The following is an 11,269-nucleotide window of genomic DNA, read 5'->3' on the forward strand; positions in this document are numbered from 1 at the left end:
AGTTCGGCTCCCGGCAGCAGAGATGACATCTCACAACCCTTGGAGTATATAAAGGTGAAGTTGAGAGTGATCTCGAGTGTACGATTTATAGCAGGAGGGGGAATGACTTATATTGTGCCAGTTACTATAATATAGTAACTTTATAAAAGTAAGAATTAGGAGAAAGATGATGGCTCATACGACCAGCATTAACCTAGGTGATCATTTTACAGCTTTTCTAAGTCAGCTCACTGAGAATGGGCGTTATGGCTCCGCGAGTGAAGCTGTGCGCGCAGCGCTTCGCTTACTTGAACAAGAAGAAAGCAAAAGAGAAGCTTTACAGAATGCATTGACTGATGGTGAAAATAGCGGTGAAAGTGAAAACTCTATCGCCGATATCATGCAAGCAACCCTTGCTCAATGTAAAGCGGAATCGAATGACCGGTAAATTCAAACAATCCAAAAATGTTGACCAGGATATCGTACAAATCACAACGCGAAGTTTTAGTGATTTTGGTGAACGACAAACAATAAAATATATTGAAGGCCTGATAGAAACACTGCAGTTTTTGGCTGACAACCCTGAATTAGGTCGTGATTATATTCACGATAAGTCACAGCGAAGTTACCTTTTTTATCGCTATATAAGTCATGTTATTTATTATCGGCAGCGAAAGAATGACATTTTTATTGTGCGTATTCTTCATACCAATATGTTACCAGAGATCCATTTTTGACACTCCGCTTTAATTATCCAGGAAGAATCAATGCAAATAAACCAAAAGGGAAAGCCTATATCTCAGACAGATAGTGATAAACAGTCACAGTTAATGGATGAGCGTTTAGCTTTTTTAAAATTGGTCAATATGGCCGAGAGAGATATTGTCTCTGGCCGGGTAATGAATTTGGATGAAGTGATGAAAACCTTGATAAAAGAATAAAAGGTTCAAAAAGTACTCGGTAGCACCCACCTAAACCAAGCACTATAACTGACAACTTAGCTGCTTTTGAAACGAAATTAACTCCAAAAAACACCTTCCGAGATGAAAAAACAATAAGGGAAATTATCAGGAAATGCTCATGCCCAAGGGGGTAGGAGATGCCTGCTATATACCTGTGATCGCAAAGTCAATTGCTGCGATAATTTCATCTCTCATTGCTTCTAATGAGCCAATAGGGGTCTTGAGTAAACTGGCAGGTATCGAGGCTATTTGCGGCGTAAGTAAAATAAACTCTTCATTTTTATACCTTATGGTTGGTGTTAGCCCATCCATTTTTTCATTTCTAAAATAACTAAGTCTTCCTAACGGGATCACTATCCTTGTGGTTATGTCACTAATCAGAGCATTTTGGACATCAATAATATAGGGGTATGCTTCACGGCTTTTTTTACCTGGATTCTCGTAGACATCAAATTGTGGCATTAAAACTCTCTAAATTCATCAGCAAAACAGCCATTTTCTTCGACAAAGTCATTGTAGGCAGTAATGGCATTTTTATTCTCTTTAACCCATTTTTTTTCTTCAATACTTTTTAATTTATCTGTTAAAGCTTGCTCTAAAGTAGCGGATAAATTAATGTTAAGAGCTTTTGTTTTCTTCAGTAAGTCACTATTTAAGCTAAGGTTTGTTGCTTTTTTTGGAGCATCAAAATCGTATAATGGTTGCATAATTTTCTCTCCATATGATGATATGCTAATTATGCGCATCCTAATGCGCATTGTAAAGGTCGATAGAAGTTCAGTAAGGGATATTGTTCGAGGCTGTACCTCGCTAGAGGAAGAGGTTGGGGGGGGGGGGACAGATAATCTTTTTATAGTCACAAATTTTAAACCGGTCGAAATCGACCTGTTTAACGTCAGCAGGGCTCAGTTTAAAAACCAGGAGAAAATTATATGAATTAGCTCAGACCTAACCTGACAACTTTCCTTGAAAAAAGAGGCTTACCATGTGTCATGAATATAATTTACTCAAAAAGTTGTAGTAACATAAATCACCATTTTTGAGTTGCCTTTCCAAGGCCAAATTTTTTACTTTCATCATGCTTTCGTATTCAGCATTTTGTAAGAAGCTCAAAGCCTTAAAATATTCGTATAATGATTCGAACACCCGACACAAGGTTTTCTTTACCTGAATTTCATACCCCTTTTCCAGTTTTTCCCGGCCTGCCTCATTGTTTTGTTCGAGTATCAGTGCGGCACCTTCGAACATCAGTCCAACACCTTCATAAAATATAAATCGTTTTTTTCTGGATAAATCAACCAAGGCTTTAGCATACTTTAATGCACTTTTCGCATCTTTAATATGTAAGCTTGACCAGGCAGCCCCCTGTAATGCGATAGCCAGGCTAAAGTCATGCTCGAAGCGTTGGCAATTGTCTAAGGTTGCTGCAATTAATGCTTTTGTTTCATCGACTCTTCCCGATTTTGAGGTGATGAGCACTTGAAACATGTCGATCATGCTTCTTGGATCCTGGCCATAATGCAGTACCTGCTCGGAGATAAGGGAATTGCCAATAAGGGCATTAGCAGCACTGATATGGGCCTGTGCCACCGCCATATTCCCTTTCCAGTAATATGAATTCCCCATTGCGATATTTGCCTGGATCAGCACATTATTATCTTTTAAGCGTTCACCAAGGGAAAGGCATTCCTGGGCAATGTTCAATGACTCTTTAATTTCCAGTGTCCCTAAATGGCAGGCCCACAGGCCAAAAAGTGCAGCCGACAGTTCTTCCACTTCTCCCAAGCCCTTGCATAATTCCCGGATCCTGAGATAAATTGATTTTACTTCATTCGAGGTCCAGCCGGTTATCGCTTTAACAGCATTACTCTGCAAAACAAGTACCTTAAGCTCATTTTCCTTAGCCCGGTTATCCGGTAGTTGCCGGGTAACCGCCAAAGTATTTTCACATATAGCATTGGCCTCTTCATAAGCGCCTAAGTTAAGTGCGTTTTTGATTGCCTCAAAGCTGTAGGTCAGGCTTTTATTGAGATCGCCGGCTTGCAAAAAATGATGGGATAGCTCAGCGGCAACTTCACGGGGGTGGTTTTTGTACAGGTTTTCAATCGCAAGACCGACATCTTCGTGCAGCAGCATTCTTTCCCTGCGGCCCAAGTCCTCATAAATAAACTTCTGTGTTAAGGCATTGTTGAAATGGAAAAGTGAAAACCATTGCTCTTGTGAACGGTTCAAATTTCCTTCGAACATAATCTGTAATGACCTTTCCAATTCTTTGGATAGGATACGGACGATTTTACGTTCAGGCACTTCAAGTACTTTGCTTAATACATATGACCGTGAAGCTATCCCTTCGATGCTTGCCACGGCAAGTACTTCCTTGGTGAAATCGTTTAAACTGTCCAGCCGGTTTCGGAGCAAGTCCTGAATTCTGTTTGGCAGGTGGCTCCAGTTTAAATCCGGCGTAGAACACCAGTAACCATGCTTGTTTTTTACCAGGTAGGATTTCTCCTGCAATGACTTTAAAACTTCCATAGCAAACAGTGGATTAGCGTTGGTGTGTTGCAGCATGTTCTTTCGAAAATCTTGATCGAAAGTATTATCTTCACGATCCAACAATAATGTTAAAAACTGCATTTTTTGTTCATCGGGATCATTGCCTAAAGGCAGGTAGAGGTTCTCGTTGGTTTCGAGTAACTTTTTGGCAACACCCAGCATAGGGGCTACCCGTCCTTCACGAAGCGCACTTTCTTCCTCCCGGTAACAGCCGAGAATAAAAACCGGAGCTTGGCCCAAGTGGTTCATCAGATAAATCAACATGCTGGCTGATGCGGCGTCTAACCACTGCATGTTATCAATAAACATGACGACAGGTTTTTGTGAGGCAAAAGACTGTAAGAGGCGGGTAAATTGAGGGGCAATTTTTTCATGCTGCAGCGCCTGGCTGCTGTTTTCGGTATCAAATTTATCTTTTAATTTCTTAAACCAGTCTTCTTTTTCTAATAACCGGGCACCTAGTTTCACCAACATATTGGATCCAGGGATCAGCGAACCAATTAAGTCGGGCGCGTTATCCATTAACAGCTTGCCCGTTTCAGAAACCAGGTTTTTGACCCTGTTTACATTGGCTTGATGGCCGCCATCTTGCTCTATGGATTGTGTAATCAACTGCTCGGCAATTTGCCTGAAAGGAAGGTAAGGATCACATAGCCCTACCTGAGCATTACAGATTGATTGCGCAACTTGTATGTTTGTCTGATTGCTTAAGTTTTTTAGAAACGCCTGTACTAAACTGGTTTTACCTACGCCAGCTTCACCCGTTATCAACCTTATCCCGGCCTGGCCTGCGCAAACCTGCTCAAGGTTTTTTTGCAATTGCTGTAATTCTTGATCACGTCCAACAAAATGACTGGTCATCCAAGCTTCCCTGCAGATAGAAAAGTGATTACGGCCGTTTAGGCACTTATCTGCAAGTATAAGTCTGTAGTTCATATGCTTACAAACTGATCGGCTATTCTTGTAATGAAAAGAAACCAATACTTATTTAGGAACCTCTTCGAGAAGTTATTTTAAAAAGGAAAGGAAAATGGCAAAGCTTAGCAATGAAGATTTACAATGGTTATTAGAAGGCGCGACATTTTTGGGCTGCGGCGGCGGAGGTTCATACTCCGTTGGTAAAGAGATTTTAGCGGCGGCGATTGCGCTAGGTAAAGACATAGTATTAATCAGTGCAGAGGACTTACCCCTAGATTCTCTGGCCATTTCGCCAGCAGCCATAGGCTCTCCCGACGCGGTATCGGCGCAGGATGATAGCGTGCCTTTCATAGCATCTGCACCTAAGGCATTTGATGCTTTACAGATGGCAATCAACAGCCAGAGAGAAATTCCAGAGCCAGCTGAATATGTGATAGCAGGCGAAACCGGCCCCTGGGCAACAACGATCACCCTGTACCTGGCTGCTAAAAAGAACTTAACCGTTATTGATGGCGACGGAGGCGGCAGAGCAATGCCGCAGCTTAATATGACCTATTTTACCGCGCAGGAGGTTATAGCTTCGCCTATCAGTGTGGCAAATGATACAACCCAAGCCAGCAAGTCCGTTGTCAGTACGTCCCGGGTTGGCAGCACAGATTTGGCAGGCGATGTGGTACGGGGCATCATCAGCACAGACTCTTTTGGTAATACAGGTGCTTTTGCAACCTGGCCTATGGGGAAAAAAGATGTTGTGACAGCCAGTATCACAAATAGTTTGTCATTTACGTTAAAAGTAGGAGAAGCGATCACCAGGCACAAATCTGATCCGGATAAATATCCTCTCTCAGAGGTTTTAGATGTCCTAAGGACCGAGCGCGGATTTGCTGAGATCATCATGAACGGGGAGTTATGTCTTTTCTCGGAAACAACAGACGGCACTTTTGATATGGGCCAGGCACGCTTTAAGGATAAGACAACGGGAAGGTCACTTTACATTTATAATAAAAATGAAAATATGATCGCTTATTTCGAAGATGAAACTTCTCCTGCTGCCCTGGCTCCTGATTCCATATGTTTCTTACGTGAGGATGGCTCCCCCACGACAAATGCCGATATTACGCCCGAAGATATAGGGCAAAGTTTTTACATCATAGGATTTTCGTCTGATCAACGAATGAGAAATCAAACAACCGTCACCACGTTTCTCGACGCGCTGAAAGATATGGGGTATGCAGGCAGGTTTGAACCGATAGAGGAGTTAAGCAAGCACTGGCCAGCTTAATTTAATAGATGTTAAAGGCTTAAGTTAGGCTGTTCAATAGGGTCTTCAGCTAAGTAAAAACGACCAGGAAATTTAGTGCTTAGTGTGGTATAAGCACGGCTACCTCAAAAGGAAGGGGCTGATAAAAGACCTGTTCAGTTAAAGCCTAGATTATAAACAGCTGATAGTTTTTTTGGAGCAATGTATGAGGACTATGTTCAGTGTTTGTACTTTAAACCATACAATACTAGTATTAGGGGAATCTGGAAGTGATCTAGAGTTTTAACTATGACTCAAATCGAAGGAGTTAAATGTGAGCATCAGCAGGGAGTCAACCTTTGCTGGGCCGCTACTTCGTTGTGCGTGATGGACTATTACCGAAAATATAATCTATTTCCAGCCTCGCAGCAGGAGTTAAAGGTTAAATTCACTGGGGGAAAAGATGCCAAATTTGATGTGATCCATGTACTGGAAGCTTACAATATTTCAAATGGCACAGATGATAAACATCCCCGTATAGGCAACATTCTGGAAAGTATCAGAATGAATGAGCCGATGATTCTTCAAATCGGACCTAAGGATAATATGCACTTTGTCGTACTGATAGGTTATAAGAAGGTCGTGGATAAGATGTATATAATTCTCGACCCTTTGGATGAACCACCGGTAGCTAAAGAATTGACTCTATCGGAGCTTGGAATTATTCAAGGCTTACAGTACACAAAGGCCCCGAGAAAGCCACGCGGATGCAAGTGCAGCTGCACAATATTGTAGAATGTATTGAAGACCCTAAGTTCGTAGAGGTCATAGTCAATCTATGTTTGATAAATTAAATTGGCTGCTACTAACAGGTCTTCCTTGACGTGATAAGTAGCCAGGGAAATTTCTCTGAGCTGAAATCCTGCCGGCCAAATTTATTGTGCCACTTCAAAGCTACAAAACTCACATGTGAGAGGGGCATATAGTTCGTTGGCGCTTTCGAAGTAGTTGGCCGTTGACAAAATAGAGTAGGGTGGTCCATAGGCGATATAGGAGTGTAATTGAATCAGTAAAATCAATGTTCGAGAGTCTATAAGCATTTTCTACTTTTAGCTTCAATTATTTTTCGGGGGGATTACCAAGTAAGCTTGTGCCATGTTTTCGGCATGAACTTCATTGGCAATCGTCGTTAGTTGTGAGGAGAATGCTCCACAGTTTTGCACTAAATTCATACCTCATCACCACGCCTTTCGATAAATCCATGGGATGAGGGTTGTCGTATGATCGCGATAGTTCCACTAACTTGTCTCTATGGCGTGCAATTAGTTAATTTAAGCCACAAATAGCATAACCTAGCCGGTTAATAGCGTCGGCTCGGGCAGGTTTTCTATGTGGCTTTTATTATTTTTAGTATGGCTGCATGCATACTTTGCCTTTTGGACTCAAACTCCCTGTTAATGCAATATCAGTTGCCGGTAATTCCAAGGCTAAAATGGATGGTACACGATCCGGATAGGCCACCCGCAATAGTTGGTAGCCCATGCCAGCCAAACCGACCATAAAACCCGGTGTTTCCAGATTATGCATATAGCCGGACACCCAGCCGCTGGATTGCTTTCCGGAGAGGAGCTGCTTCGCCAGCTTTTTGGCCTGTGCAGTGAGTTCGTGCCGGTTCAGTATCTTGCTGCCCTGTAGCAACAGGTCCAGGTTACCCAGGGAGCCGTGACACAGGGAATGGTTATCTTCGAAGCCATTTGCCAGGGTTGTTTTCAACGCCGCCTGAATTTCATCCCGCAGCTGATCGTCCTCCTGGTAAGAAAACATCGCCAGCCTGGCCAAACCTATACCGGGTGCGCCATGACACCAGCCCGTCATAAAATAGTAGCCCTCATCCTGAACAGAAGTTTCCGGGCGTTTACCCTGGCGTAAATCCGGCCAGTTGCTCATCCGCTTGCAATAAAGACTGCGCTCGTACAGCAATGCTTGGCTGGCGGTATCAGCAAAAGAGGTATCTTTTGAAACCTGAGCCAAAGAAAACATTGCCCATGCGATCCCGGCAACACCATGCGACATGCCGGCCAGAGGCTCAGTGCCGGCAGCTTCCAGTACCCAGGCCGTGCCAGTACCGGTATCTTGCGCCCGTTGTTGCAGGTGGCGGCCACAGGCCTCGGCCAGTGCCAGGATATTTGATTTGGCTCTGAACCGGTACAGGCCGAGCAAGGCAATGATGGCGCCGGCGGCGCCGGCAACGATATCCTGGTTTTTATCTTGTGCTAATTGTCCGCTGATATGAACTATCAGGCTTTCAGCCTCGTCGAACAAGCTCTCATCCTGCCAGATGCAGCCCAGATGGCACAACAAATAGATAATGCCGCCCCAGCCGCTGAACATGCCAATATCCCGGATATCGCCCGGATGGCTTCGCCACAGGTATTGGGCAGAATGCAAAGCTTCCCGGGCTAATTGCCGGTAAGCGGCATTGTCATCTACTTGCCCCAGGTAAGCCAGAAACAAAGTCACGCCGGCAAGACCATCATACAAGGTGGGCGTCATCGGCTCTAAATCCCAATGAGAATTGCCAACGGCTTTCCAGGTGAACCAACTTGCTCCACCACCGCTGCGAAAAGCCAGTTCACTGATGCGCCCGGCCAGATCCCGTGCGCCGTCAAGCAACTCCCCGGTCGTGGCCGGCTGTTCATGCTCTGCCAGGTCAATATGCGAATGGCACGCAGGGCGGTTCGACAAGTCGGCCGACAGCAAAGATGACTGGATAACCCAGCATTGCCGGATCAGCTCGTTACGATTTAAGGAGTTGATTTTCTGGCGTACCCGGGACATGCCGGAGGTAGAAAAAAAATCTTTAAAGATCTCGCCGCTGTCCGTCACCACATCTTTGGAATCGGGCCGTGTGGTAAACAGCGGAACATCCATCCGGCGTAATGATTCATGCTCTGACTTGATCAGGGGGGCAAGGTATTTACGGTGTCCCGAGGCCACCCAAAGCTGATCAAAAAAGATGTCCCGCTCCAGGGCGTTGCCCATAAAGTCAGGGTGAAGACTTTCCATCAAAAAGCTGGCATACATCCGGGTCTCGCGAAAAATCACCCTCACTTCAGCACTATTAAACGCACTCAGGGGGCCTGCGGGCGCCAGCAACTCGTCGCGGCAGGAAAGGAGCAGGGAGAACAGCTCCGCAAATCCCGCAACAATATCATCACTAAAGTCCTGCGCTCTAATTGCTTCCCCCATGAGTGTCGGCATGTTACTGGCGCCGGGAAAGCTAACGACCTTGCGGGTAAATTGCATTTGGTCGGTTCCGGCATGCTCTATGTCCAATACGGGCATGGGGGTTTGCTGATCCTGAACTTCGGAAAGTCCACTCAAGTCGACCCCTTCGCCTTCTCCGCGTTGAGTCCATATTCGCCGGGGCAGTAATCCGGTAGCAAGCACGGTACGTTTTAGTGCGACGGCGGGGGGCTCATTAGCATCGCCGCCACCGGAACTTTCCTGTCCCAGCCAGGGATGAAACAGGGTTTCCAAATCCACCAATACCGGGTGTTCGCCACAGGCAATGAGGTTTTCGTAGTGAAAATCATTGGCTTCCAATGCGTATAACAGTGCCAGTAATCCTCCCTGTCGCCGGTAAAAGCGTTTAAGTGCCGCTTTATCCTGGCAGCTTTGCTGCTGTGCAAACTCTACCCAGCCATGGGTTTTGGCTTCATATGTGAGCAGTGACTTAAAGGGGCTAGAGAAGCCTTTGTCGTTAAGCCAAGTCAATAACTGGCCAAAAGCGGCTTCAACAGCTACCGAGCGGGGCTTATAAACTAACTTCAGCCCACAGGAAAATTCGAGAATTGCTACGGTTTTACCTCCCCGGTGGCTGTCCCCCTCCGCCGTTTTTACTTTGCAAACCTGTCCCAGTTCCTTGCCCTGGTTAAATGTTTGCTGCAACACAGGCCAATCAGCAAATAACCGTTTAAACAATTCCAGGGCATTTTCCTGCCAGCGCTGGATAGATTCTACCACCAGGCGGGCCATAACCGGATAATCCTGTAACAGTGCGCTTCGAACACTGTTATCGGTTAACCGGGCAACAAAGTCGTTAAAGCGCTGTTGCGGGCTGTCACCCTGAAGCTTTTGTTCCACCCGGGCAATTTGCAACTCCATGACCAGGGTGCGACCGCAAATCATCGCCAGTCTGGAAAACAGTTCTTCAAATAATTGATCACAACATGAGGTCAAATTGATCTTTTGCTCATTTTCTTGTGATACAAGGCGGTTAAGCGTCAAACGTAATTCTTTTACTCCCTGTTGCATCAATGGTTTGATAAGTGTCAGTAAGTCGCCGCTGACCATTCCTGGCGGGTTCACAGAGGGCAATTTTACCGAGCTATGGTCCTTATTGAATGCGGCTTTAAGATAGTCTAGCCATTGCGGTTGCTGTGGGATGCGTTTGCTTAAGTCATGACTTGACTCTGCGGTAATAAACTTGAAACTTTCCAGATCTAAGCCATCGGTTTCCAGGCGCTGACAAAACAGGGATGCATCTTCATGAAATGGCTGTCGGGATAGCCAATAATCCGCCAGTTCAGTGTTGGCATTGTCGCTGGCATCGGAGCCGGCAAGATCACCGGGCAAACCATGTTTTCGCTCTGCCAGCGCTAAGCCCCAAGAGAAGTCTGTGTCTGATATTGATAGCCGAGCCCGATCGTCCAATCGCTGGGATGTATTTTGCGAATCCATTGCACTTCCTCAAAAAACTGGCCATTTTTTATTATTAGAAATCAGGTCGCTGTCTTGGCCATTATCCAGGTTTGCTGATATATCCTTAGGAAAAAATGGGGGAGCAAACTCCCCCAAAAACTATAGCCAAATTCCTAGAAACAGTGCCGTGGCGGGCAAGGAGAGCATATAGCTGAGCCCATCGCGCTGAAGGCTTCCGGATTACCGTCTATTACTTCCTGGTCCAGTTCATTATTTGCAGCTGGATGACCGGGCGTGTTTTCTAACTGTCCCTGAGACAAACTGCGACGATAAGCCGGATCTTTCCAAGTTTTGATAATTTGACTTACTGACATAATTTTAACCTCGCTATTTTTCTATGTTTCGCCAATGGGGTTGACGATTGAATAGTGATGGCAACCAAGCCGCATAATGTGAGCAGCAAAAACCGGTCACCGGGTGATTACGCCTATCAAGGCTTACAGCAGGTTTGCAGAAAGAAGATACGTCTTATCTAAATATTCCATATTTATGACTGAGAATATGACTTCATGGATAAATGCTCGTCCCTGTGACCAAGAGCAAAAGATGGCATGTAGACAATGTAACCTATATAAATTGATTGTCAAATAGCCTTTTAAAATAATGATTAAGCTTTTGGTATGTGTAATACAGTGTCATTTCGGAGACAGTTTGGCTTATAAAAATCACAATCAGATGGCGCCATAGCAGTGGCTTATTAACTGTTTATTTTATTTGCTACCCAGCTAGCTATAGATTTACCATAACAGGCTAAACCGGCGCTCAATCAAGTTATGGGACATATATGGTCACTCCCCCCGAGTCAAATAGATTTGGGGATTTTCTCTTCTTTTTGCCTGCTTCTGCTATATGC

The 11,269-nt window shown here is 44.9% G+C and carries 9 protein-coding genes; 5 read left to right on the forward strand and 4 right to left on the reverse strand.

Going from position 1 to position 11,269, the window contains the following annotated elements:
* Positions 1-169 precede the first annotated feature (169 nt).
* The 3 genes from QL234_RS31305 to QL234_RS31315 are packed head-to-tail and all read left to right on the forward strand — an operon-like array spanning position 170 to position 920.
* Positions 170-427: a type II toxin-antitoxin system ParD family antitoxin gene (locus tag QL234_RS31305; protein ID WP_281561665.1), complete on the forward strand. Its 258-nt coding sequence runs from the start codon at positions 170-172 to the stop codon at positions 425-427.
* The gene (locus tag QL234_RS31310) at positions 417-716 is read left to right on the forward strand and encodes a type II toxin-antitoxin system RelE/ParE family toxin (RefSeq protein WP_281561656.1); all 300 of its coding nucleotides are present in this window, start codon (positions 417-419) and stop codon (positions 714-716) included. The genes QL234_RS31305 and QL234_RS31310 overlap by 11 nt, the downstream gene beginning before the upstream one ends.
* 30 nt (positions 717-746) lie before the next feature.
* The gene (locus QL234_RS31315) at positions 747-920 is read left to right on the forward strand and encodes a hypothetical protein (RefSeq protein ID WP_281561657.1); all 174 of its coding nucleotides are present in this window, start codon (positions 747-749) and stop codon (positions 918-920) included.
* A gap of 165 nt (positions 921-1,085) precedes the next feature.
* Here QL234_RS31315 and QL234_RS31320 read toward each other — a convergent pair whose 3' ends face one another.
* The 3 genes from QL234_RS31320 to QL234_RS31330 all read right to left on the reverse strand — a co-directional run bounded on the left by QL234_RS31320 (position 1,086) and on the right by QL234_RS31330 (position 4,355).
* On the reverse strand, positions 1,086-1,403 hold the full coding sequence (locus QL234_RS31320) for a CcdB family protein (protein WP_281561658.1): 318 nt from the start codon (positions 1,401-1,403) through the stop codon (positions 1,086-1,088).
* Positions 1,403-1,648: a type II toxin-antitoxin system CcdA family antitoxin gene (locus tag QL234_RS31325; protein ID WP_281561659.1), complete on the reverse strand. Its 246-nt coding sequence runs from the start codon at positions 1,646-1,648 to the stop codon at positions 1,403-1,405. The genes QL234_RS31320 and QL234_RS31325 overlap by 1 nt, the downstream gene beginning before the upstream one ends.
* A 283-nt stretch (positions 1,649-1,931) precedes the next feature.
* Complete coding sequence (locus QL234_RS31330; RefSeq protein ID WP_281561660.1) at positions 1,932-4,355, reverse strand: BREX system ATP-binding domain-containing protein; 2,424 nt, start codon at positions 4,353-4,355, stop codon at positions 1,932-1,934.
* Positions 4,356-4,524: 169 nt separating this feature from the next.
* On the opposite strand from QL234_RS31330, the gene QL234_RS31335 reads away from it, so the two are divergent.
* Together QL234_RS31335 and QL234_RS31340 are read left to right on the forward strand one after the other, a co-directional pair.
* Entirely contained in the window at positions 4,525-5,694 is a 1,170-nt protein-coding gene (locus tag QL234_RS31335) for a DUF917 domain-containing protein (protein WP_281561661.1), read from the forward strand.
* A 267-nt stretch (positions 5,695-5,961) separates the two neighbouring features.
* A complete protein-coding gene (locus tag QL234_RS31340) occupies positions 5,962-6,447 on the forward strand; it encodes a papain-like cysteine protease family protein (protein ID WP_281561662.1) in 486 nt (161 codons plus the stop codon).
* A gap of 612 nt (positions 6,448-7,059) precedes the next feature.
* On the opposite strand, the gene QL234_RS31345 is transcribed toward QL234_RS31340, so the two are convergent.
* The gene (locus tag QL234_RS31345; protein WP_281561663.1) at positions 7,060-10,395 is read right to left on the reverse strand and encodes a type 2 lanthipeptide synthetase LanM family protein; all 3,336 of its coding nucleotides are present in this window, start codon (positions 10,393-10,395) and stop codon (positions 7,060-7,062) included.
* Between the last annotated feature and the right edge of the window lie 874 nt (positions 10,396-11,269).

This window comes from Thalassomonas sp. RHCl1 (assembly GCF_947387555.1).
Taxonomy (GTDB): Bacteria; Pseudomonadota; Gammaproteobacteria; order Enterobacterales; family Alteromonadaceae; genus Thalassomonas.

What these genes read in the sequence shown, in the direction of transcription:
- QL234_RS31345 (WP_281561663.1), bottom strand. Translation starts at nt 10,395, where the DNA reads ATGGATTCGCAAAATACATCCCAGCGATTGGACGATCGGGCTCGGCTA.
- QL234_RS31305 (WP_281561665.1), top strand. Translation starts at nt 170, where the DNA reads ATGGCTCATACGACCAGCATTAACCTAGGTGATCATTTTACAGCTTTT.
- QL234_RS31330 (WP_281561660.1), bottom strand. Translation starts at nt 4,355, where the DNA reads ATGACCAGTCATTTTGTTGGACGTGATCAAGAATTACAGCAATTGCAA.
- QL234_RS31335 (WP_281561661.1), top strand. Translation starts at nt 4,525, where the DNA reads ATGGCAAAGCTTAGCAATGAAGATTTACAATGGTTATTAGAAGGCGCG.
- QL234_RS31310 (WP_281561656.1), top strand. Translation starts at nt 417, where the DNA reads ATGACCGGTAAATTCAAACAATCCAAAAATGTTGACCAGGATATCGTA.
- QL234_RS31320 (WP_281561658.1), bottom strand. Translation starts at nt 1,403, where the DNA reads ATGCCACAATTTGATGTCTACGAGAATCCAGGTAAAAAAAGCCGTGAA.
- QL234_RS31340 (WP_281561662.1), top strand. Translation starts at nt 5,962, where the DNA reads ATGACTCAAATCGAAGGAGTTAAATGTGAGCATCAGCAGGGAGTCAAC.
- QL234_RS31315 (WP_281561657.1), top strand. Translation starts at nt 747, where the DNA reads ATGCAAATAAACCAAAAGGGAAAGCCTATATCTCAGACAGATAGTGAT.
- QL234_RS31325 (WP_281561659.1), bottom strand. Translation starts at nt 1,648, where the DNA reads ATGCAACCATTATACGATTTTGATGCTCCAAAAAAAGCAACAAACCTT.